25 protein-coding genes and 1 tRNA gene are annotated in these 26352 nt (G+C 68.1%); 12 read left to right on the plus strand and 14 right to left on the minus strand.

The genetic code is table 11. The features are described 5' to 3' along the window. Positions 1-27 precede the first annotated feature (27 nt). The 3 genes from GGQ91_RS10360 to GGQ91_RS10370 all read left to right on the plus strand — a co-directional run bounded on the left by GGQ91_RS10360 (position 28) and on the right by GGQ91_RS10370 (position 3668). On the plus strand, positions 28-2265 hold the full coding sequence (locus tag GGQ91_RS10360) for a TonB-dependent siderophore receptor (protein ID WP_182591917.1): 2238 nt from the start codon (positions 28-30) through the stop codon (positions 2263-2265). Between the two features lie 129 nt (positions 2266-2394). Then, positions 2395-3480, plus strand: a complete 1086-nt coding sequence (locus tag GGQ91_RS10365) for a PepSY-associated TM helix domain-containing protein (protein WP_246410644.1) — start codon at positions 2395-2397, stop codon at positions 3478-3480. Next, a complete protein-coding gene (locus GGQ91_RS10370; RefSeq protein WP_139231584.1) occupies positions 3477-3668 on the plus strand; it encodes a hypothetical protein in 192 nt (63 codons plus the stop codon). Before GGQ91_RS10365 ends, GGQ91_RS10370 begins: the two co-directional genes overlap by 4 nt. 650 nt (positions 3669-4318) lie before the next feature. Here the strand turns inward: GGQ91_RS10370 and GGQ91_RS10375 are convergent. After that, complete coding sequence (locus GGQ91_RS10375; RefSeq protein ID WP_075379699.1) at positions 4319-4933, minus strand: NIPSNAP family protein; 615 nt, start codon at positions 4931-4933, stop codon at positions 4319-4321. A 159-nt stretch (positions 4934-5092) separates the two neighbouring features. Here GGQ91_RS10375 and GGQ91_RS10380 point away from each other — a divergent pair, with 159 nt between their 5' ends. After that, the gene (locus GGQ91_RS10380) at positions 5093-5482 is read left to right on the plus strand and encodes a hypothetical protein (protein ID WP_182591919.1); all 390 of its coding nucleotides are present in this window, start codon (positions 5093-5095) and stop codon (positions 5480-5482) included. Between the two features lie 1001 nt (positions 5483-6483). On the opposite strand, the gene GGQ91_RS10385 is transcribed toward GGQ91_RS10380, so the two are convergent. Further along, entirely contained in the window at positions 6484-6639 is a 156-nt protein-coding gene (locus tag GGQ91_RS10385; protein ID WP_158498440.1) for a hypothetical protein, read from the minus strand. 189 nt (positions 6640-6828) lie between these two features. Beyond that, positions 6829-7131, minus strand: a complete 303-nt coding sequence (locus tag GGQ91_RS10390) for a phage gp6-like head-tail connector protein (protein ID WP_182591920.1) — start codon at positions 7129-7131, stop codon at positions 6829-6831. Between the two features lie 352 nt (positions 7132-7483). On the opposite strand from GGQ91_RS10390, the gene GGQ91_RS10395 reads away from it, so the two are divergent. Next, positions 7484-10165: a bifunctional diguanylate cyclase/phosphodiesterase gene (locus GGQ91_RS10395; RefSeq protein ID WP_182591921.1), complete on the plus strand. Its 2682-nt coding sequence runs from the start codon at positions 7484-7486 to the stop codon at positions 10163-10165. 823 nt (positions 10166-10988) lie between these two features. Here GGQ91_RS10395 and GGQ91_RS10400 read toward each other — a convergent pair. Together GGQ91_RS10400 and leuC are read right to left on the minus strand one after the other, a co-directional pair. Further along, positions 10989-11073: transfer RNA gene (locus GGQ91_RS10400), tRNA-Leu, on the minus strand. A 67-nt stretch (positions 11074-11140) separates the two neighbouring features. Beyond that, entirely contained in the window at positions 11141-12553 is a 1413-nt protein-coding gene (gene leuC, locus GGQ91_RS10405) for a 3-isopropylmalate dehydratase large subunit (RefSeq protein WP_043388616.1), read from the minus strand. A gap of 242 nt (positions 12554-12795) precedes the next feature. Here leuC and GGQ91_RS10410 point away from each other — a divergent pair, with 242 nt between their 5' ends. Together GGQ91_RS10410 and GGQ91_RS10415 are read left to right on the plus strand one after the other, a co-directional pair. After that, entirely contained in the window at positions 12796-13767 is a 972-nt protein-coding gene (locus tag GGQ91_RS10410) for a 2-hydroxyacid dehydrogenase (RefSeq protein ID WP_043354484.1), read from the plus strand. Then, a complete protein-coding gene (locus tag GGQ91_RS10415; RefSeq protein WP_075379696.1) occupies positions 13764-14651 on the plus strand; it encodes an AprI/Inh family metalloprotease inhibitor in 888 nt (295 codons plus the stop codon). The genes GGQ91_RS10410 and GGQ91_RS10415 overlap by 4 nt, the downstream gene beginning before the upstream one ends. 51 nt (positions 14652-14702) lie before the next feature. Here the strand turns inward: GGQ91_RS10415 and GGQ91_RS10420 are convergent, their stop codons facing one another. The 4 genes from GGQ91_RS10420 to GGQ91_RS10435 all read right to left on the minus strand — a co-directional run bounded on the left by GGQ91_RS10420 (position 14703) and on the right by GGQ91_RS10435 (position 17961). After that, a complete protein-coding gene (locus GGQ91_RS10420; protein ID WP_043354496.1) occupies positions 14703-15317 on the minus strand; it encodes a cytochrome b in 615 nt (204 codons plus the stop codon). Between the two features lie 67 nt (positions 15318-15384). After that, entirely contained in the window at positions 15385-15972 is a 588-nt protein-coding gene (locus GGQ91_RS10425; protein WP_078947308.1) for an NAD(P)H-dependent oxidoreductase, read from the minus strand. 163 nt (positions 15973-16135) lie between these two features. Further along, positions 16136-16822, minus strand: a complete 687-nt coding sequence (locus GGQ91_RS10430) for a class I SAM-dependent methyltransferase (protein ID WP_182591922.1) — start codon at positions 16820-16822, stop codon at positions 16136-16138. Then, positions 16798-17961 carry a glycosyltransferase gene (locus GGQ91_RS10435; protein ID WP_053610970.1) on the minus strand — a complete coding sequence of 388 codons (1164 nt, stop codon included), beginning with the start codon at positions 17959-17961 and terminating at the stop codon, positions 16798-16800. The genes GGQ91_RS10430 and GGQ91_RS10435 overlap by 25 nt, the downstream gene beginning before the upstream one ends. 136 nt (positions 17962-18097) lie before the next feature. Here GGQ91_RS10435 and GGQ91_RS10440 point away from each other — a divergent pair, with 136 nt between their 5' ends. After that, positions 18098-19351, plus strand: a complete 1254-nt coding sequence (locus GGQ91_RS10440; RefSeq protein WP_182591923.1) for a DNA topoisomerase IB — start codon at positions 18098-18100, stop codon at positions 19349-19351. A 35-nt stretch (positions 19352-19386) separates the two neighbouring features. On the opposite strand, the gene GGQ91_RS10445 is transcribed toward GGQ91_RS10440, so the two are convergent. Next, complete coding sequence (locus GGQ91_RS10445) at positions 19387-20073, minus strand: LuxR C-terminal-related transcriptional regulator (protein ID WP_043349091.1); 687 nt, start codon at positions 20071-20073, stop codon at positions 19387-19389. A 212-nt stretch (positions 20074-20285) separates the two neighbouring features. Continuing rightward, positions 20286-21182 (minus strand): GGDEF domain-containing protein, encoded by an 897-nt coding sequence (locus tag GGQ91_RS10450; protein ID WP_043349093.1) that lies wholly within the window; start codon positions 21180-21182, stop codon positions 20286-20288. Positions 21183-21255: 73 nt separating this feature from the next. Here GGQ91_RS10450 and GGQ91_RS10455 point away from each other — a divergent pair, with 73 nt between their 5' ends. Next, on the plus strand, positions 21256-21612 hold the full coding sequence (locus tag GGQ91_RS10455; RefSeq protein ID WP_111474131.1) for a hypothetical protein: 357 nt from the start codon (positions 21256-21258) through the stop codon (positions 21610-21612). Here the strand turns inward: GGQ91_RS10455 and GGQ91_RS10460 are convergent. Together GGQ91_RS10460 and GGQ91_RS10465 are read right to left on the minus strand one after the other, a co-directional pair. After that, positions 21584-21973, minus strand: a complete 390-nt coding sequence (locus GGQ91_RS10460) for a hypothetical protein (RefSeq protein ID WP_182591924.1) — start codon at positions 21971-21973, stop codon at positions 21584-21586. The two genes, GGQ91_RS10455 and GGQ91_RS10460, sit on opposite strands and share 29 nt — an antisense overlap. A gap of 148 nt (positions 21974-22121) precedes the next feature. Continuing rightward, positions 22122-22352, minus strand: a complete 231-nt coding sequence (locus tag GGQ91_RS10465) for a hypothetical protein (protein ID WP_043755845.1) — start codon at positions 22350-22352, stop codon at positions 22122-22124. 235 nt (positions 22353-22587) lie between these two features. Between GGQ91_RS10465 and ruvB the strand changes: the two genes are divergently transcribed. From ruvB to ybgC, 3 genes are all read left to right on the plus strand, one after another. Further along, a complete protein-coding gene (gene ruvB / locus GGQ91_RS10470) occupies positions 22588-23643 on the plus strand; it encodes a Holliday junction branch migration DNA helicase RuvB (RefSeq protein WP_043349101.1) in 1056 nt (351 codons plus the stop codon). Between the two features lie 368 nt (positions 23644-24011). Next, a complete protein-coding gene (locus GGQ91_RS10475; protein WP_043755843.1) occupies positions 24012-24737 on the plus strand; it encodes a DUF4142 domain-containing protein in 726 nt (241 codons plus the stop codon). A 90-nt stretch (positions 24738-24827) separates the two neighbouring features. Further along, positions 24828-25280: a tol-pal system-associated acyl-CoA thioesterase gene (ybgC, locus tag GGQ91_RS10480; protein WP_091995287.1), complete on the plus strand. Its 453-nt coding sequence runs from the start codon at positions 24828-24830 to the stop codon at positions 25278-25280. Positions 25281-25385: 105 nt separating this feature from the next. Here ybgC and GGQ91_RS10485 read toward each other — a convergent pair whose 3' ends face one another. Further along, a complete protein-coding gene (locus GGQ91_RS10485) occupies positions 25386-26174 on the minus strand; it encodes an HpcH/HpaI aldolase family protein (protein WP_043349105.1) in 789 nt (262 codons plus the stop codon). Positions 26175-26352 lie beyond the last annotated feature (178 nt).

Consider the following 26352-nt stretch of genomic DNA (forward strand, 5'->3'; position numbering starts at 1 on the left):
TGCTCTCGATGCGTCTCTGCGTGATCTATGGTCAACCGCTCCTCACTCCTTAGCCTTCTCGTCGCGTCGACCGCGATCACCAACGCTGCAGTGGCGCAAGATGCCGCCGTACAGCTCAACGAGATTTCGGTGGAGGCTGCCCGCCCGGCTACCGTCAACGCGGCAGGTGCCGGGCTTGGCGGTGCTAACGTCAGCGGCGGTGACGGCAACAGTGCGGCCACCAGTGGCGGCGGTGGTGGACCCTCCGGTGTGAGTGGCTACGTCGCTCGCGTAAGCCCCACCGCCACCAAGACCAACACGCCGTTGATCGAGACGCCGCAATCTGTCTCGGTGGTGACCCGCGAGCAGCTCAACGACCGGAACGTGCAGGATCTCAATCAGGCGCTGTCCTACGTGCCGGGCGTTTCCGCCAACGTGTTCGGCTTCGACCCGCGCAACGACGCCTTCTACGTGCGCGGCTTTGCGGAGTATTACGATGGCGTCTATCGTGACGGGTTGCGCCAGCCGGGCGTCGGTCTGATCATACCGCGCACCGAGCCCTACGGATACGAGGCGCTGACCATCCTGCGCGGTCCGGCCTCCGGCCTCTACGGCCTCGGCTCCCCCGGCGGCATCGTCGACATCACCTCGAAGCGCCCTGTCTTCGTCCCCTTCGGCGAGGTCTGGTTCCAGGGCGGCAACTTCGACCGCTACCAGGGCAATTTCGACGTCGGCGGCCCGGTCGAGGGCTCGAATGGCACCATGGCCTACCGGTTGACCGGCATCGTGCGCCAGTCCGACACCTTCCTGCCCGGCGCCGTCGACGACCGCCAGATGATCGCGCCTTCGTTCACGTGGCGCCCCGACTCCGACACGAGCTTCACCCTGCTCAGCGAGTACCTGCACACCAATCTTCCCGGCACCGCGTTCTTCTACAACGAGCCGGGCTTCAAGGTGACGCGGCTCTACGGCGGCGATGCGGGGTTCAACAAGACGAGCCAGCAGCAGTACCGCATCGGCTACGCCTTCGAGCACAAATTCTCGCCCGATCTGATCTTTCGACAGAATTTCCGGTATCAGGATGCGGCGGTCAGCTTTCCGTTCACCGCCTTCACCGGCGTGACTGGATTGACGGCACAACGCTATGCCGGCCTCTACAAGGACAAGATCAAATCCGCCGTCGTCGACACCCAGCTTGAGGGTCACTTCTGGACGGGCCCGGTCGCCCACACGGTGATCGGTGGCGTCGACTACGCCCATTACGACTATGATCGCCGCTACGGCTTGAACTTCAACGTGCCCGACCTCAGCCTCGCGGGCGTGACCGATTTTTCGAACTTCCGCTACCGGACGTTCATTGCACGCCCGCCACTGACGAGCGGTTCTGGCCAGAGCCAGGACCAGATCGGTGTCTACCTGCAGGAGCAGGCGAAGTGGGACCGCTTCGTCCTGACGCTGACGGGGCGGCACGACTGGGTCTTCCAGAGCACGTCGAGCTTCACGAACCTCGTGCCCGGCACGCCGCGGGACCAGAATGACGGAGCCTTCACCGGCCGGGTCGGCCTCAACTACCTCCTGACACCCGCCTTCGTGCCCTACGCGAGCTACGCCACGACTTTCACGCCGCAGGTCGGTGTCGATTCCAATGGCCGCCCCTTCAAGCCCGCCACCGGTGACCAGATCGAGGCCGGCGTGAAGGTCGCGATCCCCAACACCAACATCACCGGATCGTTCGCCGGCTTCGACATCGTCCAGACCTCGATCCTGCGCCAGGACCCGACCAACATCGCCAATCAGGTCGCCACCGGCTCGGTCGAATCCAAGGGCTTCGAGGCCGAGCTGACAGCGAGCTTCGCGCCGGGCACCAACCTGACGCTGGCTTACACGCATCTCGACGTGCGCTTCCTGCGCCAGACCTCGCTGGTCACGGGACAGCCGATCGACGGCAACAGCTTGTCTGGCATCCCGGGCAACACCTTCACAGCCTTCGCGACTTACCTGTTCCCGCCGGGCTCGATGCTCTCCGGCCTTCAGGTCGGCGGCGGCGTCCGCTTCGCCGGCACCAGCTACGCCGATGACGAGAACACGGTGCGCAACCCGACCGTGACGCTGTTCGACGCGGTGCTCGCCTACGATTTCGCGGCGCTCGACCCGAAGTACAAAGGCTTCCGCGCGCAGATCAACGCACAGAACATCTTCGACCGCGACTACACGAACTGCCAGGCCGGCTTCTGCTATCGCGGTGCGCCCGCGACGGTGATCGGCAGCTTGATCTACCGATGGTAGAGCTGCATCGCACCGGCGTGCAACCTTCGTCACGGGCGCCCGATGATTAGCAATCCGCTCGGCGCGGCCCGGCGTCTCCGCGCATTCCGGCTATGGTCGCTGATCCATACATGGACAAGCCTCGTTAGCATGGCGTTCCTGTTGCTGCTGTGCCTGACCGGATTGCCGTTGATCTTCCACCATGAGCTCAACCATGCCCTCGGCTACGAGGCCGCGGTGCCGGACCTGGCTCCGGGAACTCCGTTCGTCCCGCTCGATCGGATCGCCGCCGCAGCGATCGCGCACAAGCCCGGCGAGATCCTGCAATTCCTCTACTTCGACCCTGACGAGACGAACACCGTTCTCGCCGGCTTGAGTAAGACCCTCAAGACGGCCCCGAGCGACAGCTTCGTCGTTCTCGACAGGCGCACGGCGCAGGTTCTAGCCGACGACAAGCCCGGCGCCGGGCCGATCGGCTTCCTGCTTCAGCTGCATACCGACATGTTTCTCGGTCTGCCCGGCAAGCTGTTCCTCGGGGCAATGGGTCTCGTGTTTGCCGCTGCGATCATCTCCGGGATCGTGCTCTACGGGCCTTTCATGAAGAAGCTCGACTTCGGTACGGTCCGGCGAAAGCGGTCAAGTCGGATCAAGTGGCTCGATTGGCATAATCTGATTGGTATCTCGACGCTGGCCTGGGCCCTCGTCGTTGGCACGACCGGTACGGTCAACACCTGGGCCGACCTGATGCTCAAGATGTGGCAGGGCGGCCAGCTCGCCGAGATGACGGCTCCCTATCGCGACGTGCCGCGCCCCCTGACGCTCGTCTCCCTCGATGCCGCGATGTCGACGGCGCGGACCGCGGCCGGGACGATGACGCCTCGGCTGGTCGCCTTCCCGGGTACGGGCTTCAGCAGCAACAATCACTACGCCGTGTTCATGGCCGGGAGCACGCCGCTGACCGCGCGTCTGCTCATGCCGGCGCTGATCGATGCCGGGACCGGACAGCTCACGGACATGCGCGCGATGCCTTGGTATATCCAGGCGCTATTCCTGTCCCAGCCCCTGCACTTCGGCGATTATGGTGGCCTGCCGCTCAAAATCATATGGGCGGTGCTGGACGTGGCGACGATCGTCGTCCTCGCCTCGGGTCTCTATCTCTGGCTCGTTCGCAGGCGCTCGGCGCTGCCTCGCCTGACGGCGAGCCGGACGCTCACGACGGCGGAGCCGGGTGAATGACGGCCACGAGAGGTGCCCCACATCGCATTTGGCCGATCCCGGCGATGATCGCGGCCGGGACGCTGATCAGCCTCGTCGGTGCGCTCGTCGCGGACGGCATCTGGGACCGGCTTGCTGCGCTCCTTCTGCTCGTCATGTCCCTCTACGTGCTCGCTGCGGGGCTGCGCTTGCGTGAGAACGGACGTTAGCTGCCAGCAATCGTGAACGGCAAAGTCTGCCATGCGAGAGATCAATCCGACACCGACCTACCAAGAGGCTATGCGCCTCATACGTCTCCGGAGGCGGGCGAAACGGCAAGGCCTCAAGCTGACGCGGTCGCGCTGGCACCAGCCGTATATCCGGAACCGCGGCGGCTTCGCCCTGCTCAACAGTCAAAATGAAGTCATCGCTGGCGACGACTACAGCTTGGACTTAGACGCAGCGGAAAATCTTCTGTCCACCATGATCAACCACGGCGCAATCGCGCTCCCACAACAGACTCGAAAATCTGGGCCACGCGGTGTCGAGGAGGCCGAAGCTGGAGGCGCCGTCTTTCAACGCATATCGTGGAGTTGGGCGGAGGGTACTGCGGGTCGTTTGTCGCGCTCGACGTCTGCTGCCGAGAATTGACCGAGGTGCCTCGGATTATCGAGAGGGGCGCAAGTCCGCCGACCACCCCAATCTCCGCACGTCCGTTTTTGCGGCAGCAGTTCTGGTCAGCGGACAGGCGGGAAACCAACCCAGGCGGCCTTCCCGCTTTCGACCCCTGCCGGTCATACGGAAGGTCGCCAACGCAACCCGAAAGCAGTCATCTGCGAGCCACCCTCAGGGTCGTTTGAGAGCGGAGACGAAGGATGATTCAGGCCAGGGGAGATGGCCCCTGTGGAAGCGCAATAGTCGAAGTTGCTTCGGCAATCTGCTCCGGGCCTCCCTCGGGCGGCCAGACAGCGGCACCATAAGCCCAAGAGCGTAACTCGGTCCGTTCCTTCAAGCTCGTGAAGCCCCAAATGTGTGTGATCCGCGGTGCTCCATCGAGAGCGTACATGTTCGCGACGAGATGCTCGGTATATTCACGTGCGGGTGCGATAGCCGCTTCCCAACCCGCGAGCGTTGGCGGCAGCCCGCCGGGCTTCAGGCGGTAGGTCCGGAACTCGTACACCCCGCCACGGTCCCCGGTCCGGATCGGCGGCAGAAAGGCGAACGGCGCATAGCTGTCCATTTCCAGCGCCGTCACCACGCTCCCCGCATTGAACGGGTTAGCACTCAGAAGCGCCCGGCGGCGCTCGGCGGTCATATCTTCCGGTGCCTCGAACCCGCGCAGCACGATCAGGCGACCGAGTGTCCCTATCTCGGTCCGCCAGCAGCCGAACAGTTCACCCTTGGCCTCCGCGTCGTTCACCCAGTCATAAACCCCGTCGGATGCTCGATCGACTGCGAGCAACGGGCACGAAAGGGTAGCGAGTTCGTAGAGCATGGGGACCTCGGCGTTGCACCTTCAAACCGAGAGAGCGCCGTTCGTTTCAATGGGTCTGATCTGCACCTGCCACGGGTCGGAAGCGCGAAAAGCGCCATGGCTGCCGGGCAAGATCTTTGATTTCTGCCTGTACGCTCACGCTGGCAGGGTTGCCGTCTGATGTGCCACCGGCTCCAGATCCTGATTGCATTGACCCTCTTCGCTTTTCCAGTTCAGGCCGCCGGCCCTGGACGGCAGGCGACCGGCACCTTCGAGCGCAAGGAAGATGGATACGAGCAGGGCGTCGTCGTGAAGGCGTCCGGTGCGTCCGGCTATGTCGCCGAGTTCTCGGTCGGGTCCAGAGGCTGCGGTGGTGGTGTGACCATGAAGGGCCGATCGACCGGGCCTCGTACGATCCTCTTCAGCAAGACCGAGAACGGACAGACTTGCCGGATCATGGCCCGTTACAGCCCCGACCTTCGGTCGGTCGCTCTGGAGGAGGACGGCTGCCTGACGTGGCACGGCGCCTCGTGTGAATTCCAGGGCACGCTGACGCGCAAGGGTCGATAACGGGCTCCGAAATCATCACGCCGCCCCGTGTGGCGCGGGCGCCATCGCCGGGAATTGGCCGCTCGGCCCCGCCCCGAGCTGCTCACGGGGCGGGGGAGCGCCTGATCTCACCAACGTCTGGGCCGGGCCGATACTTAAGGTGGCTCGGGCTCAGGACGTCCGCGGCGGTCACCGGGCCATACCGGCCGGGCTCAGGATGGTACCGCGCCGGGTATCGGGGCACGAAGCAGCCCAGCGCGGCGGCGGCGAGGCTGAAGATTGGTCCGGGAAGAGGCGGGCAGAGCGTCGCAAGCGGTGGGCTCATTGCCTCACGGACGGCGCAGGCGGGGCCGCAAAACGCGACGTCGTTCATCATCGAGTCTGGGCGACCGCACCTTATTGACATCAGCACCGACACAGACCGCGCGCAAATCAGATATCGAATACGGAGTCGGAGCCAATCCGCGCTCGGTTTATTGACCTGCGGAGTGATGGCCTATATTTGCGGATCGCAACGGGATGGATTCATTGAGCCCGAGTACGATTGAGGGGGTGGAACGTGCGTGTCAGCGATCTTACCGGCCCGGTCCTCGCAGGATTTAAAGAGTTCCGTATGGTTTGCAGGTCTGCAAATGCTGACAAGATCGGCGACCCAGGCCAGGCCCTGTATGGCATGGTCTACCCTGGGCGCGGTGAATTGTATAATTGTGCACCCTACAAGGTCCGAAAATTCTTCGCGAGCCTGGCATACGCGGCATCTCTGAACTCGGAAAATCCAGAGTTTTCTTATCCGTCTGAACGTGAGCCCGGCTGATTGGTTGGGTCGATTTTTCGACCCGTGATTGTGTTCGAGCGCTCGAGAGTGCAAGCCGACGGCGGATGAAAAAGCCCCGCGCGGCGGTGCCGGCGGGGCTGCGTGAATCTTTGGGTGGCGTGTTGGGCCAGCGCAAGCCGCGGGCCAGCCGACACGAAAAGGCCCGCGCCGGCGGACCGGGCGGGCCGGGATCTTCCGAGGGGTGAAATCAGCTGAGCGCGAGCAGGGCCCGCAGTCCGCTGATTTGGTCCGCGTAGCGATGCGCCCCGCCGATCATCGCCCCGTTCTCGTCGGTAATGTACCAGCCGCTGTGAACGGTGCTGCCCGGTTTCTCGTGGAAGTCGATGTAGGTGACCTTCAGCATGTCATGGCCCCCTGAAAGGCATGTATGGGGACAATGGGATCTGGCGGAGGGTCGTTCCGACGGCTGCGCTTGAGTCCGCAAATAAACCGCCGCGGCCGGAGCCGGGCGGTTCACGGTGGTCTTTTCGGGGCATGTCGAGGCCCGGTCTGCGCGCGGGCAGACGGCGCGGTTTCGAGTCTCCGATCGGGCTCAGCGCCCCGCCAGCCCGATCTTCGCCAGCATGATCCCCCCGAAGGCCAGCAGCACCGCCGAGGCCAGCCCCCAGCCGATCTTGCGCAGGTCGCGCAGGTGCCCGACCATCAGCAGGATCGCGTGCCGGATCGGCGCCGGGACCGTGCTGCGTCCGTCCATCACAGGGTAGCCGGCTCGGTAGCACACCGTGACGGTGCCGGATTCCTGGTCCGGCGTCTCGTCCACGAGGCACGTGGCGGGCGGGCACGGATAGACCCGGTCATCGGGATCGAGGTCGGCCGGGAAGGCGGTTTCGAGCACCTGCTCGCCGAGCGAACGCCTGTCCCAGCCGTCCGAGCCGTTATCGGCAGGTCCCGAAAACGGGCGTCTCGCCCTGGCAACGATGTCTTAGTCGGTTGTGTGCGATCGGCTTGTCCAGAGGTGCGCCAGGCGTCGGCGGAGAGGCTTCGCCGGTCACCTGCCCTGAACGATCACCATGCTCCATGTCCCGACCCGGCTAGGTCCGCCAAGCTCGACACGCGCGACGGCAGGACCCTGAACGACCGCTGAGGGCTGCGAGCCGCGCGTGCCATGGACTAACCGCCTCGATCGACGTTTTCGCCTTTTGCTTCCAGTCTGAATAAAGTTGAACATCAGTGCCAGGGTTCCATTGATGTTCGGATCACCTGTTCGATCGTATGCCGCTCTCGTTACGTCACTGGTCGTTCTGGCCTTTGCGATTGTGTCAGGCGCGATCGTCTTCATCGCCGACATGTACGGCCAGGCGCTGCAGGATACCGAACGCAACCTCATCGGACTCTCCACGATCCTCGCTGATCAGGCCGATCGCTCGCTCCAGGCCCTCGAGATCGTTCAAGAAGCCATCATCGAGGATATGGCCGGCGCAAAGGTCTCGACTCCCGCGGAGTACGCGGCGGCGGCGAGCCGGCGCGACTTACATGAGGCACTCAAAGCGCGCGTCGCGGCATTGCCACAGGTCAACGCGGTCACGATCATCGATCACGCCGGCCAGCTCCTGAACTTCAGCCGCTTCTGGCCGATCCCGAACGTCAACATCGCAGATCGGGATTACTTCAAGGCACTCGCTGCGGACCCGAAGCTGCAACGCTTCATCAGCCAACCGGTGCAGAACCGCGGCGACGGCGCTTGGACGATCTACATCGCCCGGAAGGTCACGGCGCCCGACGGAACGTTCCTCGGCCTCGTGCTCGGCGCGATCGAGCTCGGTTATTTCGAACGACTGTACCGGCAGATCGCACCGACCGACGACGCTGTTGTCTCGGTCTTCCGCCACGACGGGATGCTGCTCGTCCGTCATCCCTATCGGGATAACGTGATCGGTAAGATTCTGCCGACCACGGGGGCCGCGCGGATCGCCCAGACGAGTCCTCTGGGCGGCGTGATGCGCAACGTGAGCCCCGTCGATGATCAAGAACGCATCATCGCGACGAAGGCTCTCGCCGGCTACCCGCTCATTCTCAGCATCAGTCGCACGACGCAAGCGTGCCTAGCCCCCTTCCGCCGGCAGGCGCTCGCGGTCAGTGCAGCAACGGCACTCCTTCTGGTATGCATCGCGGCCCTGTTTCGGCTTTTTCTTCGGGGGGCGAGCGCCGAGCGGCGGATCGCGAGCGCCGAAGAACGCGCCCGCAGCGAGCGTGACTTACGCGCCCATTACGAGCGGTTCGGCGTCGCTCTCGACAACATGGTCCAGGGGCTCTGCCTGTTCGACGCCGACGAGCGGCTCGTCATCCTGAACGCGCGCTTCGCCAGTCTCTACGCAATCCCCGATCACCTTCGGCAACCCGGCACGAAAGCCGAGGATCTCCGCAGGTTCGTGCTGGCGCAGCACCGCGGCTCAGGAGGTCCCTGGGAAGCCGTGCTGACGCCGCCATTACCCCGGGTGCCTTCGGACACGGCGAGCGTCATGCATCTGACTGACGATCGGGACATCAGCGTCCTCCGCGTGCTCCTTCCGGACGGAGGCTGGATATCGACGCACGAGGACATCACGGAGCGCCGTCGGAGCGAAGCGCGTTTGCGCTTCCTGGCGCGGCACGACGTCCTGACCCAATTGCCGAATCGCCTGCATTTCGAGGAGGTCGTCGAGCTTGAGTTGGCGGCAAGCGCCGATCGGGCCGAGGATGTGGCCCTTCTCTGTCTCGACCTCGACGGCTTCAAGCAGGTCAACGATCTGTTCGGCCATCCGGCCGGAGACCGCCTGCTGATCGAGGTCGCCGCGCGCTTAAAGGGATTGATCGGCGCGCGCGGCGCGGTCGCGCGCCTCGGCGGCGACGAATTCGCGGTGCTGGCGACAGATCTCGCCGCCACCGGGCACGCTGCCGCGAGGGCCCAGGCGATCATCGAGGCGATCTCTGCGCCCTACGCCGACGGCGAGCTGCGGTATTCCGTCAGTTGCAGTGTCGGGATCGCTCTCTTCCCCCACGATGGCGACACCTACGACGCCCTGCTATCCGCTTCCGATATGGCGCTGGTGCGCGCCAAGAAGGAAGGCAAGGGAACCTACCGCTTTTTCGAGGCGGAGATGGATAAGGCAGCGTTCGAGCGGCACCGGTTGGCTCTGGACCTGCGCGCGGCGATCGGCACCGGACAATTCGCGCTGCACTACCAGCCCCAGTTCAGAGTCGCCTCGGATCGCGCCTGCGGCTTCGAAGCGCTTCTGCGATGGACTCATCCGACCCGTGGGACGATTTCGCCAGCGCAGTTCATACCGCTGGCAGAGGAGACCGGGGCGATCCTCCCGCTCGGCGAGTGGGTGCTCCGTGAGGCTTGCCGCGAGGCTGCGCGTTGGGCCTTGCCCCTCGGCATCGCCGTCAATCTCTCGATCGCGCAGCTCCAGCAAGCCGACCTGTGCGATGTCGTCGGTGCGGTGCTCGAGGAGACCGGACTGAAGGCCGACCGTCTCGAACTCGAGGTGACCGAGAGCCTCTTTCTGAAGGGTTCGGCACGCGCGCAGGAGACACTGCGCGACCTGAAGGCGCTCGGTGTGCGCATCTCGATGGATGATTTCGGAACGGGATACTCATCCCTGGCGACGTTGGAGGCTTTTCCGTTCGACAAGATCAAGATCGATCGGTCGTTCGTGTGGCAGATCGGCGTGACGAGCAAAGGCGGCGCGATCGTCCGGGCAATCCTCAGTCTCGGTGAGAGCTTGGACATTCCGGTCATTGCGGAGGGCGTCGAGACAGAGGCGCAGCTCACGTTTCTGCGGCAGCACGGGTGTGCAGAGATACAAGGCTATCTGCGCGGCAAGCCGCAGCCGATCGCCTCCTACCGCGCGCTCGTCGATCTCGATCGTGACCTTGAGGTCGCTTAGCGACCTTTGCCCCTGCTCCGGGCGCGATCCATCATTGCTCCTGCACCCCTCAGATCTCCGTTCACTCGATGCGCGGCCGGTGAGCGGTCCGACCATCATTTGTCCCTTCCGGTCAGAGCGGCCCCCGGGCGACACATCGGATCGCAGCCGTGGGGACGGCCCCGTAGCGCGCCGGCTGGTGCCGTCCGATCCGACCCTGGGCGTGTCGCTCCTCTCGGGCCGGAACGATGCGGGCGGCTTCCACGCCTGGACCGGAGAGGAATTGGCGCGGTTCGAGGCCTGCTGGCCGGTCGGCACCCGCAGCGCCTCGCCTTCGATCTGCTGCTCTACACCGGCCTGCGCCGGGGCGACGCGGTTCGGCTCGGCTGTCAGCACGTCCGGAACGGTGAATTCCCCATCCGCACCGAAAGACCCGGATGGTGGTGATCGCGCCGATCCTGCCGGCCCTCGCCGCGTCGAACGCCGCGGGGCCGACGGGCGATCCGTCGTTCATCTGCACCGAGCGCGGAGGGCCGTCCACCAAGGAATCATTCGGCACGTGGGTCGGGAAGGTCTGCCGCGAGGCCCAATGCCCGGGTCCGGCTCATGGGCTGCGGAAGGCCGGAGCGCGTCGCGCTGCCGAGGATGGGGCGACAGAGGCGCAGCTCGAAGCCCTGTTCGATTGGGCCGACGGAAGTCGGGAGAGCGCAACCTACACGCGGACGACCAACCGGGCTCGGATGGCCCGCGAGGCGCGCAGAACTCTCGCCCCCTGGGCCCAGGAATTCCGCACCTCAGAAACAACAAAGCCCGCCAATGCGTTGGCGGGCTGCTGTCAGGCATTTGGTGCCCAGGAAAGGACTCGAACCTTCACCTCTCGCGAGACTGGTACCTGAAACCAGCGCGTCTACCAATTCCGCCACCTGGGCTTGCCGTCGGCCATCGGCCGGCGACGGCTCCGTTTAGGCAACCGAGCCGCCGCCGTCAATCGGGATTTCAGCCCTGCGGCCATTCCCGGATATCGACGAAGCGACCGGCCACCGCCGCGGCCGCCGCCATGGCCGGGGACACGAGGTGCGTCCGCCCGCGCGGACCCTGGCGGCCCTCGAAGTTGCGGTTCGACGTCGACGCGCAGCGCTCGCCCGGACGCAGCTTGTCCGGGTTCATCCCGAGGCACATGGAGCAACCCGGCTCGCGCCAGTCGAAGCCCGCGGCCTTGAGGATCTTGTCGAGCCCTTCCGCCTCCGCCTGCGCCTTCACGAGGCCAGAGCCCGGCACGATCATCGCCGAGACGCCCTCGTGCACCTTGCGGTCGCCGACGACCCGCGCGACCTCGCGCAGATCCTCGATGCGGCCGTTCGTGCAGGATCCGATGAAGATCCGGTCCAGGGTGATGTCGGTGATCTTGGTGCCCGGCGTCAGGCCCATATAGGCGAGCGCCTTCTCCTTCGACTGCCGCTTGTTCTCGTCGGCGATCTCGGACGGGTCCGGCACGCGGCCCTGGATCGAGATCACGTCCTCGGGGCTCGTGCCCCAGCTCACCAGCGGCGGGAGGGCGGCCGCGTCGAGGCGCACCTCGCGGTCGAAATGGGCGCCGTCGTCCGTGACGAGGCTCTCCCAGTACCGCCGCGCCGCGTCGAAGGCCGCTCCCTTGGGTGCCTTCGGCCTGTCCTTTACGTACGCGAAGGTCGTCGCGTCGGGAGCCACCATGCCGGCGCGGGCACCGCCCTCGATCGACATGTTGCAGATCGTCATCCGGCCTTCCATCGAGAGGGCGCGGATCGCCTCGCCGGCATACTCGATGACGTGGCCGGTGCCGCCAGCCGTCCCGATCTCGCCGATGATCGCCAGGATGATGTCCTTCGCGGTCACGCCCGGCGGCAGCGTCCCGTCGACGGAGACGCGCATGTTCCGAGCCTTGCGCTGCACCAGCGTCTGGGTGGCCAGCACGTGCTCGACCTCCGAGGTGCCGATGCCGTGGGCCAGCGCCCCGAAGGCCCCGTGCGTCGAGGTGTGCGAATCGCCGCAGACGATCGTCTGCCCGGGCAGCGTGAAGCCCTGCTCGGGGCCGATGATGTGGACGATGCCCTGGCGCCGGTCGAGGGCGTCGTAGAACTCGATGCCGAAATCGCGGACGTTCTCGGCGAGCGCCTCGAGCTGCGTGCGGCTCTCAGGGTCGTCGATGCCCTGCGTGCGGTCCGATGTCTGGACGTTGTGGTCCACCACGGCGAGCGTCTTTTCCGGGTGGCGCACCTTCCGGCCGGCCACGCGGAGACCCTCGAACGCCTGCGGGCTCGTCACTTCGTGAACGAGGTGACGGTCGATGTAGAGGAGGCTGGAGCCGTCCGGCTGAACATCGACGACGTGGTCGTCCCAGATCTTGTCGTAGAGGGTGCGCGGGCTGGTCATCGGTCTTCGTCTTCGGAGATGGGATCGGTTCAGAACTCTCGCGATGATGCGTAGTCCTTAGTAGGCATCGCGCGCGGTTTCCGAAAGAGGCGAGCCCTGTCCCGGTCGATTGGCCGCCCGGCTGATCCGTGCGGTTGTCACCGCGGGCGGCCCGGCGCGCTGGCGCGCGACCCCGCACAGGCTCTATGCCGGGACGATGGCGGGGGCCGGCGCGGATGAACGGCCGAACATGGGAGTGAACGATGGCTGAGGCCCCGGTCGAGATCCTGTTGCTCCGGAAGATGCATCCGCTCGTCGAGGCGGCCTTCGAGGGGCGGCACAGGGTCCACAGGCTGTCGGAGGCCGCGGATCCCGAGGCCCTGCTGGCCGAGATCGGCCCGCGGGTCCGCGCGCTCTGCGTCGGCGGTCACGTCAGCGTGGACGGGGCGCTGATGGACCGGCTGCCGAACCTGGAACTCATCGCGAATTTCGGGGTGGGCTACGATGCCGTCGACGCCGTGGCGGCGCATCGGCGCGGAATCATCGTCACCAACACGCCGGACGTTCTCACCGACGAGGTCGCCGACCTCGCCCTCGGCCTCGTCCTCGCGACCCTGCGGAAGATCCCCCAGGCCGACCGCTACCTGCGCGCCGGCCACTGGCCCAAGGCCCCCTTCCCGCTCACGGCCTCCTTGCGCGGGCGGCGGGTCGGCATCCTCGGTCTCGGCCGGATCGGGCGGGCGATCGCCCACCGCTTGGAGAGCTTCGGCGTCGCGATCGACTATCACGGCCGCAGCCGACGGGCGGACGTTCCCTACACCTATCACGACACCCTGATCGGCCTCGCCCACGCGGTCCATATCCTGATCGTGGTGGCGCCCGGCGGGCCCGAGACGCGCAATCTCGTGAACGCCGACGTTTTGGAGGCGCTCGGCCCGGAGGGCATCCTGATCAACGTCGCCCGGGGGACGCTCGTCGACGAGGCGGCGCTGACCGCAGCGCTGACGGCGGGCACGATCCTGGGCGCCGGCCTCGACGTGTTCGAGAACGAGCCGCACGTCCCGGCGGACCTCGCCGCCCTCGACAATACGGTCCTGCTGCCGCATGTCGGGTCGGCCTCCGAGCACACCCGCGCGGCGATGGCCCAGCTCGTCGTCGACAACGTCGTCTCGTGGTTCGAGGGACGGGGCCCGCTGACGCCCGTCGCCGAGACACCCTGGAGACCGAACGCGTGACACCGGCACAGGCCGCCCGACTGGCCGCATCCGCCCTCATCGCAATGGGCGCGGTCGCCCAGCCTGCCGCCGCGCAGGACGTGCCGGCCGCGACCGTCGAACCGGGTGCTCCGCCGGCCGCGGAGACGCTCGCCGCGCCGCCCGTCCCGTCCGCGCCGCCCAGCCTGCCCGAAAGGCTCGGTCAGGCGCCGGGGACGTGGGACCTGTCCCGTGACGGCACCAACCGCCGCTGCGTCATGACCCTGGTGCTGGACAGCGGCGATGCGGGCCAAAAGTTGCGCTTCCCGGCCGGATGCCGCCGGGCCCTGCCCGTCCTGAACGGCGTCGCCGGCTGGCTGTTCGTCGAAGGGAACGTCCGCTTCGTGGACCGCAATGTCCGCCCCGTCCTCGAATTCACCCGGCGGCCGGACCAGCGCAGCCTCGTCGCGCTGGCCGAGGACGGTAACCGCTACAGCCTCGTCCCCCTCGACATCGTGGCCATGCGTCCGGCCGGCGCCGCAGGCTCGCCCGAGTCCGAGCCGGCCGTGGCAGCCAGCCCGAACCCCGCCCCGCTCCAGGCCGCCGCCCCGGTTCCGGCCGAACTGCAGCCGGCGGCGACTGCTTCGGCGGCCCCCGCACCGGGTCTCTATGCCCTCGACCGGTTCCAGCAGCGCGACACCTGCCGGATCACCCTCGATGGCACCGGCGGCGGCGTGCACATCGTCCCGGGCTGCCACGACAGCGGCCTGGAGGTGTTCGATCCGGTCCGCTGGCGCTACGCGAACGGGCGGATGACGCTGACCGCCAAGCGCGGCCACAGCATCGACCTCGTGCCGAGTGGCGACGGACGCTGGCGGCGCGAACCGGAGGTCGGCACCGCCTTCGTCCTGCGCCGCGTCGACTGAGCGCGCCGCGGGGTTTCCGTCAGAGAGGCCACGCGAGCGACCGGCGATGCGTCAGCGGGACGACCCGCGACCGTCCTGTACCGGCAGCATCCGCTCCAGGAGTCCGTCCCGCCGGATGATCAGGTGCCACACCGTCCCGGCGACATGCAGCAGGACCAGCGCGTAGACGAGCCACTGGCCGAAGACGTGGATCGCCTCGAAGATCTTCTGGGCCGCGTCGTCCTTCGGCAGCCCCGGGACCGTGAACAGCCAGAAATACGGCGTGTCGCGACCGGACAGCGCGCTGAGCAGGTACCCGCTGATCGGCATGATCAGGAAGATCGCGTACAAAAGATAGTGATTGACGCGGCCGATCAGCGTCAGGAGCCGGGGCGCCTGCGGATCCGGCGGCGCCGGCCGGATCATCCGCCAGACGATCCGCAGGACCACGATCGCCAGGATCGTGAGGCCGACCGATTTGTGCAGCACGAACATGCTGCCCTTGGCCGGTGTCGGCGGCAGGCTGATCGCGACCCAGGCGAGCGGCAGGACCGCCAGGACAAGGGCCGCGCTCAGCCAGTGCAGCGCCTGCGACACCGGATGGTAGCGCGGCAGGCCGGAGGCCGTGACGTAGGTTGCGGGCAGCGCTGTCGCCGCCTTGCCGGCCGTGATCGGAGAACCTGACATGATCCCTCGCGGGTGAGCGTGGTCCGCCTTCGATCTAGGGCCCGCGGCAGGCCGGGGGAGTCTCGCGTCAGTCGGATGCGCCGGGTGCGGCCGTCCGCGCCACGTCGAGCAGGGCGGCAAGCTCCGCAGCCGCGGCGCGGATCCGGGCCGCCACGGTCTCGTCGACGATGCGGCCATCCACCAGGTCGTCGGATCCGGCATAGACGGAGGTCGGCGCGACATGCGCGGCGAAGAAGCCGAACAGCGGCCGGAGCCCGTGCTCGACCACCAGGGCGTGGCGAAGGCCGCCGCCCGTGGCGGTGAGGGCCACCGGCATGCCGATCATCCGGGCGGGATCGACGAAGTCGAACACGTGCTTGAACAGCCCGGCATAGCCGCCCTGATAGACCGGCGTCCCGACGATGAGGGCGTCCGCTCCTTCGATCGCCTCGACCAGGCGCAGGGCCGGTGCCGACAGCGCGTCCCGCTGCGTGGCGCCGAGGCCCGGGCCGGCATCCATCAGGTCGTAGACGGCGAGATCGATCCCGCGGAGGCGTCCGAGTTCGGCGCCGAGCGCCTCGACCAGGATGCGGGTGCGCGAGGGCCGCTTGGCGCTCCCCGAGAAGGCGACGATGCGGGCAACGCTGGGCTTCACACTCGACTCGACACTCACCACGAAACCTTCCGCCGCAGCATGCCCCGATCCGGGCCTTCGCAAACTCTGGCGCATGCGCGGCACGCGACACGAGTGGTTTTGACGGTAGCGCATTCCCGCGCCGTATAAACCCTCGGCGGGGCCGCATGGGCGGCGGTCCGACGCGACCGTCTCTGGCAGCCCCTCATCCGCGCAGCCGCCAGACATGGCTGCGCTTGATCTCGGCATCCTCCAGCGAACGCGAGACCGGCACCGCATAGGTGGCGAGGCAATCGAGGCGGTCCCGCGGCAGGTACGTGCGGCCCGGATCGCCGATCAGCACCGTGACGCCCCGCGCCTGCAAACCGGAGAGCCAGGCGGTCACGGCCCCGGCGAGGTCGCGCTCGTAGAAGACGTCGGCGGCCAGGACGAGGTCGACCTGCGGATCGCGGCCGAGGAGGTCGTCGCAGACCGGGGTGATCCGTCCGCCGACCCCGTTGGCCTCGGCGTTGAGGCGGATCGCCGCCTTGGCGAAGGGATCGAGGTCGCTGGCCACGACGTTCTCCGCCCCGGCGAGCGCGGCGGCGATCGCCACCAAGCCGGATCCCGAGGCAAAATCCAGGACGCGGGCCCCGTCCGCGACGTCGGGGTGGTCGAGGACGTACCGGGCGAGCGCTTGCCCGCCGGCCCAGGCGAAGGCCCAGAACGGCGGCGGCAGCCCGATCTCCTGCAACTCCTCCTCGGTCCGCTGCCAGAGGTCCGTCGCCTCGTCGGCGACGTGCAGATGGATCTCGGGTGCATGGGGCACGGGCAGCAGACGGGTGTTGGCCCGGATGAATCCGGCGGGATCGTCCGGTGCGCGCACGATCAGGCCTCCAGCAGGTCGCGCCATATGGCGCGGACATGGTCGGTCACGGCAGCCTCGGTGAAGCCCCCGGTCTCGATCCGGGTTCGTGCAGCCGCGCCCAGGCCGGCGACGAGGCCGGCATCCCCGCTCAGGCGCGCGAGGGCGGCGGCCAGGGCCGGCGCGTCGTTCGGAGGAACCAGCAGGCCCTCGACGCCATCGCGCACGAGGCTGCGGCAGCCCGGGACGTCGGACGCGACCAGGGCCCGGCCGCAGGAGGCCGCTTCCAGCAGCGTCCGCGGCAAGCCCTCGCCGCCGCGAGACGGCAGGCAGGCGACATGGTGGCCGGCCCAGACCGCCGCCACGTCGGTCGTCGGCCCATGCCAGACGATGCCGTCGCGGCTCCACGCACGCAGGGTCCCCTCGTCGATCGCCCGCCGGTTCGATGGGTCCGGCGCACCATACAGTGCCAGCTCGACCGGCGCGCCCTGGGCCCGGGCGAGGCGGACCGCCTCGACGGCGACGTCGATCCCCTTCGACCAGAGCATGCGGGCGACCACGGCCACCCGGAGCGGCGGCATGGGCGGCAGCGGGCGCGGGACGAACGCGGCCGGATCGACGCCGGCGCCGCCCACCACGGTCACGGACTGCTCCAGCGGATCGAGACCCAGGGCCCGGGCATCGTCCGGGTTCTCGAACAGGAAGCGGGTTCGGGACGAGGCCAGTGGGCCGCGGATCAGTGTCCGCAGGGCGAGGCGGGCCGCCCGCCCCAGCCGGTCGCCCCGGGCCCCGACGAGGCCGAGGCCGGTCAGCGCGTAGACCCGGGACGGGATGCCCGCCATGGCGGCGGCGGTGCCGCCGACCAGGATCCCGCGGAGGGCGATGCAGTGGACGATGTCGGCCTTGAGGGCCTTGAGGATGGCCGCGAGCTGCCCGGCCGCGTAACCCGCGGCCATCGGGTTGAGGCTCGCCCGCTCGGCTTCCAGGGGCACGACCTGCGCGCCGGTCGCCTCGATGACGGCGCGATGGGCCCGGACCCGCGTCACCACCGCGACCGCGAGGCCCATGGCGATCGCCGCGCGGGCCATCGGCAGGAAATGCGAGGCGAAGAACCAGTCCTCGGTCACCACGAAGACCAGACGGCGCATCGGAACGGGCCTGTTCCCGGGGGTGGCTTCGGACTGCATCCGATCCCTCTAGCACGTCGGCGCGGATCGTCCTGCGACGGATGTGCTGCCCCGGAACGGCGATCCGGGGATGCCAGTTGATCGAGGCCTTCCCGCCGGGCGCTCAGCCGGGCGGCGTAGATGGGAGGGGTGGCGCATGGCGGGTGTCGAGACGGCGGAAAACGGCGGAGACCTCCGTGCGGCGGCGGCGGAGGCCGGCCTCGTCTACGTCGATGATGGCCGGCCGGGCCTGTCGCGCCGCCGCAGCGGCTCCGGCTTCCGCTACCTCGACGCGAAGGGCGCCCCGGTGCGCGACAAGGCGAAGCTCGCCCGCATCCGCGCGCTGGCGATCCCTCCGGCCTACACGGATGTCTGGATCTGCCCCCGCAGCAACGGCCACATCCAGGCGACCGGCCGCGATGCCAAGGGCCGCAAGCAGTACCGCTACCACCCGGATTTCCGGCAGGCGCGAGAGGCCAACAAGTTCTCGCGGATCATGGCCTTCGCGGACGCCCTGCCGGGCATCCGCCGGCGGGTCGATGCCGACATGAAACGGCCGGGCCTGCCCCGCGAGAAGGTGCTGGCCACCGTGGTCCACCTGCTCGAGACAACGCTGATCCGCGTCGGCAACGACGATTACGCGCGGACCAACAAGAGCTACGGCCTGACGACCTTGCGCGATCCCCATGTGCGGATCGCGGGTTCGGCCCTGTCGTTCCGGTTCAAGGGCAAGAGCGGCAAGATCTGGGACGTGTCGCTGAAGGACCGGCGCGTCGCCCGGATCGTGAAGGCCTGCCAGGACCTGCCCGGACAGGAGCTGTTCCAGTACCTCGATCCGGACGGCACGCAGCGCGACGTCTCCTCCTCGGACGTGAACGCGTATCTGCGGGAGATCACCGGCGAGGACTTCACCGCCAAGGATTTCCGGACCTGGGCCGGTACGGTGCTGGCGGCGCTGGCGCTGCGCGAGTTCGAAAGCTTCGACAGCGAGGCGGGGGCCAAGCGCAACATCCGTGCGGCCATCGAGAGCGTCGCCGGCCGCCTCGGAAACACCCCGACGATCTGCCGCAAGTGCTACATCCACCCGCAGATCCTCGACTGCTATCTGGAGGGTGACCTGCTCCTGCAGGTGAAGGGCGCGGTCGAGTCCGAGCTGAGCGAGGATCTCTCGCGGCTGCGGCCGGAAGAGGCGGCGGTGCTGGGTCTGCTTCAGGCGCGGCTGTCCGCGGCCGGGGATAGCGTCCGGGCCGGGGCGCGGGTCAAGCCGGCGGGAACGCGCATGCGCGGCTCGAAGAAGCCGCGGGATAAGGTTGCGGCGCCGACGACCGCTTCCAAGACGTCCGGCATGGCCGAGACCGCGCCGAAGGCCAAACGGGCCTCCCGGGTCCGCAGGAAGGCTGCGGCTGCTTAGGGGGGCGGTCCCGGCGGGACCGCCCGGAGTCCCGCTCAGTGCCGGGACTGGTTGTCGTTGCCGGATGACCGGCTGTCGGTCCCGCGCCGGACCTGCTCCCCGCTCTCGACGACGGGCGCAAGTCCGAGCTGCCGGGCGAGAGAGACCAGATCCTTCAGCCGTCCGGTCTGGGTCTTGCGCCGCAGGTTGAGCCGGTGAGTCTCCACGGTGCGGACGCTGAGCGCCAGCCGCCGCGCGACCTCCTTGTTGCTGAACCCGGAGCTGAGGAAGCGCAGCACCTCGGCCTCCCGGGGCGTGAGCCCGAGGCCGTCCCCCGCCTCGGCCGGTAGCGCCACCGGTTGCTCCGGGGGAACAAGGCAATCGGAGCCCTCGGCGAGAGCGAGCAACGCGGCGCCGAGTTCCCGCGGCGACTTGGACCGCGCCACGAAGGCGTCTGCGCCCGCGGCCAGCAGGGCGCGCAGGTCGTCCGCCGTGAGGGCGCCGAAGGCGACCAGCGTGCGGAGGTTCGGCTGCCGCTCCTTCAGCGCGACGATGCGGGCAATGCCGTCGGCCAGCCGGATCTCGTCGAGAAAGACCAGGGCGACGATGCTGCCGGCGTCAGCGCGGTCCAGATCGGCTTCCCCGACGGTGTGGAACTCCGGCATGTGTTCCAGTGTGGCGCGCACCGTCGCGCTCAGGTCCTCCGGCTCATCCAGGATCAGGACGCCAACGGCCGTACTCATGACCTCGCACCTCGCTCTCCCAGCTTGATACAGGCGGCCGGGATCGAAGGCGAAGTTCCAAGATCCGTTCCAATAACGGTTGATGAATATTAAGCTTTATATTGGCGGAATCGCGCCGCTCTGGCGGATACTCGGCGGATCGATGCGCCGATCTGGGACGACGTCCGAACACTGCTCGACAGACTGTGCCGATTTGGGCCTGCCCCGCCGTCTCAACCTGCGACGGCCCGGGCCCCCTCGCCCCGGTCCGGCACCACCCGGTTCCGGCCGCTTCCCTTGGCGGCGTAGAGGGCGATGTCCGCCCGCTTGACCAGGGCCTCGATGCTGTCGCCGTCGCGCCACGTGCTGACGCCGAAGCTGCAGCTCAAGCCCACCGGCCCCTTGGTCCCGCGGATCTTCAGGGCCTGGACGCCGATACGAAGATATTCGGCATGCGCCACCGCCCTCAGAAGGCTGCAGCCCGGCAGGATCACGGCGAATTCTTCCCCGCCGAGGCGTCCGGCGATCCCCTCCCCGGAGATCGTCTCGGCCACGGCCTTGATCGCCACGTCGCCGACATCGTGACCGTGCTCGTCGTTGATGCGTTTGAAATGGTCGATGTCGAGCAGGATCGCCGAGATCGCGGGCGGGGTCCGGTGCTGCTCCACGGCGATGCGCGCCCGGTTGAAGAAGGCGCGCCGGTTGTAGGAGCCGGTCAACGGGTCCGTTTCGGCGAGGCGGATCAATTCCTCTTGCAGGGTCGTCAGGCGCTCTGCCGCGCGCAGCCGCGCGTTCAGTTCCTCGGCGCTCGGCGGCTTCTCGATGAAGTCGTCGGCGCCGCTGTCGAGGGCCTCGGCCAGGCTGCGGACGTTGCGCGCCGACGACATGGTGATGACGTGCAGCGGCCCGCGGGATTCCGCGAGAAGCCGGGCCGACCAGCAGAGTTCCAGCCCACAGAGCGGCCGGACCTCCAGGCTGGTGATCAGGACGCGAACCGCGGGCGTCGCCGCCAGGAATTGCAGCGCCTGCTCGGAATCCGTGAAGGCGTGCACCGCGTGGCCCCGAGGCTCGATCAGCGACGTGATGATCTGCAGCACGACGCGGCTCGAGTCGACGATGACAATCTGCATGGCGTGACCCGCAACTGAGATCCGCGGTTTAAGCTGGAAGGCTTAACTCCCCCCCAACGGAGCTGATTTCAGCATGAGCGTGGCGATTACCACTCCGGATCGGCGTTATATCGTTGTTCGGGAACGCCTGTGGCGCTGCGCCAACCCGGATTTGTCGGAGGCCTGCAGGGCGGCGCTGGTGAAGCGCCTGATGGCGGCGCGCCGGGACGTCAAACACGCCAAGCAGGCTGAGCGGGCCGGCGAAGCGGGGGCCGCGGAAGCGCTGACGGCCGCAAGGGCCGCGGTCGACGCGGCCAAGATCGCCCTCGGCGAGCGCGGGCCGGTCTGGTGGACGGACGGCGCGCCAGACCTGAACCGGCACCTCGTCCGCAACACGCCCTACGCGCCGTGGTTTGCGGCGCTCACCGCCGGGGAACCTGAACCGCGATGACCCGTGCCCCGGCCACCGGGACTGCGCCGACCGCGCGCTCATGGCGCCGAGCCTTGGGCGCGGCGTTGATCACCGTCAGGGTCGGCTGGGCCGCTGGAGCGGCCGGAATTCCCGTCACCGTCGGGATGCCGTAAGTGCCGTAGCTCCATGGAGCGGGCACGATCTGGCTCGGGCGCGGCACGCGGGTCAGCGGAGCGCCGATATAGGTTCCGCGCACGAATTCGCCGGCGAAGCTCGGATCGCCGGCATAGCCCGAACCGTACGAGACCGGCGCGTAGGGCTCGATGCTCCGGAAGGTCTGCGCCGACGCGGGCGCAGCCGCCGCCAGGGCGATCACCGTCAGGACCATCCGGTTTGTCATGAGGCCGGCTCCGATGAGGGGCGGCGCGCTCGGTCCGCGCCGGATGCGGGGCCAACAGACCGGATCATCCGCCGTTCCGCGTTTCCAGCCGCGGAGAGTGCTGAATAACCCCTCATACCGGCACGATCGACCCTCGGATGCGGCACACTCACCGGCAGGTGGTGATCCGCCGGACCACCCAGCCCTCCCCTTCAATCCACAGGCGGCGACGGGCCCGGCTGCAGGTGACGTCGTCGTCCCGCTCCACGGTCGCGCCGTGAACCTGCGGATCGGCTTCGGCGACCTTGGTTTCGACAGGGGTGGGTGCGGCCTGAGCCGCGAGCGGCATGAGGAGCAATGCGGCGCCGGCTGCGCCGGCGGCAATCAAACGGATCTTCATGGCGGGAAACGCGCTCTGCGGCCGTGCTTGGGGATTCGCTTCAGGAATGCACGGGCCGCCGGTTCGGTTGCATCCGCTGCGGTGAGCCGTGCGCCCTCTCACATCCGCGGCCGCGGCGCTTAGATTTCCCGGCATTCGCGAGTAAGGAAGAACAAAACCGGACGCGCCGGTGTCCTGACGTCCTGCGAGGTCCCTGATCGCGGGCTGCGCGGCTCGGTCCACGAAGCAAGGGTTCATGAGCAAGCCGAAGCCTCCGACCAACGCGCTCCTGACGCCGGAGAAGCGTGCCGAAGATGTGGATCAGACGATCCGCCCTCTGAGCCTGTCCGAGTTCATCGGGCAGCGTGCGGCGCGGGCGAACATGCAGGTGTTCATCGAGGCGGCGCGGAAGACCGGCCAGGCGCTGGACCACGTGCTGTTCGTCGGCCCGCCGGGGCTGGGCAAGACGACGCTCGCCCAGATCGTGGCGCGCGAACTCGGCGTGAACTTCCGCTCGACCTCCGGCCCGGTGATCGCCAAGGCCGGGGACCTGGCCGCGCAGCTCACCAACCTGGAGGAGCGCGACGTCCTGTTCATCGACGAGATCCACCGGCTCAACCCGGCGGTGGAGGAGATCCTCTACCCGGCCATGGAGGATTACCAGCTCGACCTGATCATCGGCGAGGGCCCGGCGGCGCGCTCGGTCAAGATCGAGCTGCCGAAGTTCACGCTGGTGGGCGCCACGACCCGGGCGGGGCTTCTGACCACGCCGCTGCGCGACCGGTTCGGGATCCCGATCCGGCTGGAATTCTACGAGATCGACGAGCTGGAGCAGATCGTGGCGCGCGGGGCGCGGGTCCTGGGCCTGGGCATGTCGGCGGAGGGCGCCAACGAGATCGCCCGGCGGGCGCGGGGCACGCCGCGGATCGCCGGGCGTCTCCTGCGGCGGGTGCGGGACTTCGCCGTGGTGGCGGAGGCCGAGACGGTGACGCGGGCGATCGCCGACCGGGCGCTGCAGCTGCTCGACGTGGACGCGGCCGGGCTCGACGTGATGGATCGCAAGTACCTGAGCCTGATCGCGCGCTCCTTCGGGGGCGGGCCCGTGGGGATCGAGACGATCGGGGCGGCCCTGTCGGAGCCGCGCGACGCGATCGAGGACATCATCGAGCCGTATCTCATCCAGCGCGGCTTCGTGCAGCGCACCCCCCGCGGCCGCGTCCTCACCCGGCACGCCTACCGCCACATGCAGCTGCCGGAGCCGAAGCGCGAGACGCCGGGACAGTTCGGCTTCTTCGGAGACGACGCGCCGTAAGGCCCGCCGCCGACCTGCCCATGCATGGAGTTCGGATCAGCATTTCCCGCAACTCATGCGCCGATTGCCCCGAAAAACGACGCTCCCGCGAAGAGGTTTTGCGGCGCACCATCAGTAAGTCGCTGCGGTGCAAGCCCTTTTGGTGACGGCGCTCAAGCAATATTGCTAAGCTTAGATGCCGACTTTGCTGATGATCTGCACGAAAAAAGTGACGGATCTCATGGAACAGCGCCCAAACGCGACAGTTGTGGAGGCGACCGCGCTCAGTCTGCTGGGCGCCGGCAAGCCTGTTGGGATCGAGGCCCTGTCTCTCTGATCGCGACAGATCTTCGAGATCTCAAAAACAACGTCAGGGATAAACTTCCGCCATGAAGAAGCTTACGCTCGCCGTGCTCGGCCTGTCCGTCGCCGCCATCTCTGCGCCGGCCTTCGCGCAGGACGCCCTTCCGATCCGCGTGCTGCCCTTCGCCAATCAGGACGGCGTCGGCGCCGCTGCGACCGAGACGCCCGCCTTCCGGGCCGAGGCGCTCCGCTCGGATGCTGCCAGCATCGAGGCGAGCCGCATGGCCCTTCAGCGGTCGCGGAACCCGCAGGTCCGCAACTACGCCAACCGCGTCCTCGTCGAGCGCAAGGCGACCACCGACGCGCTGCTGCCGCCGAACACCTCGCTGTCGCGCAGCGGCTCGGTCGTGTCCGATAACCAGGGCATCCGCACCGACCTGAGCAACCCGGTCGGCCTCGTGCTCGCCCCGGTCACGGTGGCTGCCAATATCGGCACCGGCATCGTCGGCGGCGCTCTCGGCGCGGTCGGGCTCGTCGACAACAACCCGGCCGAGCCGGGCCGCCGCGTGGCCCTCGGTGATCGCGGCCAGGCGCGTCTGGCGCAGCTCCAGGCGGCGCGCAGCGGCCGGGCCTTCGACCGGACCTATATCGACCAGCAGGCCCGCTCTGACGCCCGCACCCTGGCGCTCTACGACGCCTACGCCAAGTCCGGCGACAACGCCCAGGGCCGCAAGTTCGCCACCGAGGCGCTGCCCTACATCGCCGACGAGCACGCCCATTCGGCGAGCCTCGCGGCCCGCATCGGCGGCTGAGCCGCGCGTCATCGCTGATCTGTGCGAGGGCCGCCCCCGGGCGGCCCTCGTCGTGTTGCGCCGTCGCTCAGGCCGTCGCTAAAGGAGCGCATGAGCGCGATCGAGCCCCACATGCACGAAACGGCCGAGGTCGATGGCCAGGGCCACCGGCTTGGCGTGCGGGTCTACTACGAGGACACCGATTTCTCGGGCTTCGTGTATCATGCGAGCTATCTGCGTTTCCTGGAGCGCGGCCGCACGGAACTCCTGCGGGAACTCGCCGGCGATCAGTCCGATCTGCACCGCGACGCCCGGGGTCTCGTCTTCGTCGTGCGGCGCATGAGCCTCGATTTCATTCGGCCGGCCCGGATGGATGATCTCCTGACCGTCGTCACCCGAACCCGCGCCCTGCGCGGCGCATCGATGCACCTGACCCAGGACGTCCGGCGGGGCGATGCCGTTCTGGTTTCCGCCGATGTGACAGTCGCTTGCGTGCGGGACGGGCGCGCCGTGCGCCTCCCGGACGCGCTCCGGCAGCGTCTCGCGCCGGGAGAGGCCGCCTGATCAGATTTTGCAAAAGCGGCCGCCGGCTCTGCGGCGGATACCCGGCATCAGCCAGCGCCATGAGCGGATCATGCGTCGGCTTGCCAACGCAAGCCTACCCGGAGCTCAGCCCGCCCGGGATGGATCGGCCTCGCACAGCACGCGGGCGAAGGCGTTGACGATGGTCATCGCGTCATACTCGATCGAGACCAGCTGGTAGCCCATCCCGACCATTTCCCGCGCCCGCGCAGGAGATGGCGCGAAGGCGCAGGGGATCTTGCCGGCCGCCCGGGTCTTGCGCGCGATCTCGCTGAGGGCTGCCGTCACCGCCGATCCCAGGGGATCGATGACGGTCCCCTGCGACAGGGCGATCGACAGGTCGGCGGGCCCGACCAGGATCCCGTCGATGCCCGGTACGGCGAGAATCGCCTCCAGGTCGGCGATCGCCGCCTGGGTCTCGCACATGGCGATCGTGAGGGCCCGGTCGTTGGCGCCTGCAAGGTAATCCGCCCCGTTCCGAAGCCCCGACAGCCACATGGCCCGGTCCGGTCCCCAACTCCGCTGGCCCACCGGCGGGAATTTCGCGGCGGCGGCGAAGGCCTCGGCGTCCGCCACGGTGTTGATCATCGGCGCCACGACGCCGGCGGCGCCGGCATCGAGCATCCGCGAGACCATGGCGAAGTCGCCCACCGGCACCCGCACCAGCGTCGATTTGCCGGCCAGCGCCACTTCCGTGATCGCCGCACAACAAGATTTGTAATCGTGGGTGCCGTGCTGTTGATCCAAGAGCACGGCATCGAAACCCGCGCGCGCCAGGAAGCCGGCCACCATCGGGTCCGCGATCATGGACCAGCCCAGGAACCGGGCCGGGCCGGTGGGCAGGAGGTCGGGCAAGCTGGGAACGGGGAGGGTCATGCGCGTCCTGCGTGGATCTCAGGGCTCTCGACTCGGCGCCGCTGGCAGCGACCATACGGGAGGCTCTTTCGGCAGGTCCAGCCCGAACGGCGCGGAAGCCCGCGTCCGGTGCCTCAGGATCGCCTGGATCGAAACCGATCCTTAACCCTGCCGCGCCCTTAACGGAGGCGATGCCACG

It is taken from the genome of Methylobacterium fujisawaense (assembly GCF_014138435.1).
Taxonomy (GTDB): domain Bacteria; phylum Pseudomonadota; class Alphaproteobacteria; order Rhizobiales; family Beijerinckiaceae; genus Methylobacterium; species Methylobacterium fujisawaense.

Bases quoted from the DNA above. Each gene is read 5' to 3' on its own strand.
- GGQ91_RS10440 (WP_182591923.1), top strand. From the start codon at position 18,098: ATGGCGGGTGTCGAGACGGCGGAAAACGGCGGAGACCTCCGTGCGGCG.
- ybgC (WP_091995287.1), top strand. From the start codon at position 24,828: ATGAGCGCGATCGAGCCCCACATGCACGAAACGGCCGAGGTCGATGGC.
- ruvB (WP_043349101.1), top strand. From the start codon at position 22,588: ATGAGCAAGCCGAAGCCTCCGACCAACGCGCTCCTGACGCCGGAGAAG.
- GGQ91_RS10365 (WP_246410644.1), top strand. From the start codon at position 2,395: ATGGCGTTCCTGTTGCTGCTGTGCCTGACCGGATTGCCGTTGATCTTC.
- GGQ91_RS10465 (WP_043755845.1), bottom strand. From the start codon at position 22,352: ATGAAGATCCGTTTGATTGCCGCCGGCGCAGCCGGCGCCGCATTGCTC.
- GGQ91_RS10385 (WP_158498440.1), bottom strand. From the start codon at position 6,639: ATGCTGAAGGTCACCTACATCGACTTCCACGAGAAACCGGGCAGCACC.
- GGQ91_RS10360 (WP_182591917.1), top strand. From the start codon at position 28: ATGGTCAACCGCTCCTCACTCCTTAGCCTTCTCGTCGCGTCGACCGCG.
- GGQ91_RS10410 (WP_043354484.1), top strand. From the start codon at position 12,796: ATGGCTGAGGCCCCGGTCGAGATCCTGTTGCTCCGGAAGATGCATCCG.
- GGQ91_RS10430 (WP_182591922.1), bottom strand. From the start codon at position 16,822: ATGGCGCGACCTGCTGGAGGCCTGATCGTGCGCGCACCGGACGATCCC.
- GGQ91_RS10375 (WP_075379699.1), bottom strand. From the start codon at position 4,933: ATGCTCTACGAACTCGCTACCCTTTCGTGCCCGTTGCTCGCAGTCGAT.
- GGQ91_RS10380 (WP_182591919.1), top strand. From the start codon at position 5,093: ATGTGCCACCGGCTCCAGATCCTGATTGCATTGACCCTCTTCGCTTTT.
- GGQ91_RS10370 (WP_139231584.1), top strand. From the start codon at position 3,477: ATGACGGCCACGAGAGGTGCCCCACATCGCATTTGGCCGATCCCGGCG.
- GGQ91_RS10420 (WP_043354496.1), bottom strand. From the start codon at position 15,317: ATGTCAGGTTCTCCGATCACGGCCGGCAAGGCGGCGACAGCGCTGCCC.
- GGQ91_RS10450 (WP_043349093.1), bottom strand. From the start codon at position 21,182: ATGCAGATTGTCATCGTCGACTCGAGCCGCGTCGTGCTGCAGATCATC.
- GGQ91_RS10455 (WP_111474131.1), top strand. From the start codon at position 21,256: ATGAGCGTGGCGATTACCACTCCGGATCGGCGTTATATCGTTGTTCGG.
- GGQ91_RS10485 (WP_043349105.1), bottom strand. From the start codon at position 26,174: ATGACCCTCCCCGTTCCCAGCTTGCCCGACCTCCTGCCCACCGGCCCG.
- leuC (WP_043388616.1), bottom strand. From the start codon at position 12,553: ATGACCAGCCCGCGCACCCTCTACGACAAGATCTGGGACGACCACGTC.
- GGQ91_RS10475 (WP_043755843.1), top strand. From the start codon at position 24,012: ATGAAGAAGCTTACGCTCGCCGTGCTCGGCCTGTCCGTCGCCGCCATC.
- GGQ91_RS10445 (WP_043349091.1), bottom strand. From the start codon at position 20,073: ATGAGTACGGCCGTTGGCGTCCTGATCCTGGATGAGCCGGAGGACCTG.
- GGQ91_RS10460 (WP_182591924.1), bottom strand. From the start codon at position 21,973: ATGACAAACCGGATGGTCCTGACGGTGATCGCCCTGGCGGCGGCTGCG.
- GGQ91_RS10435 (WP_053610970.1), bottom strand. From the start codon at position 17,961: ATGCAGTCCGAAGCCACCCCCGGGAACAGGCCCGTTCCGATGCGCCGT.
- GGQ91_RS10395 (WP_182591921.1), top strand. From the start codon at position 7,484: ATGTTCGGATCACCTGTTCGATCGTATGCCGCTCTCGTTACGTCACTG.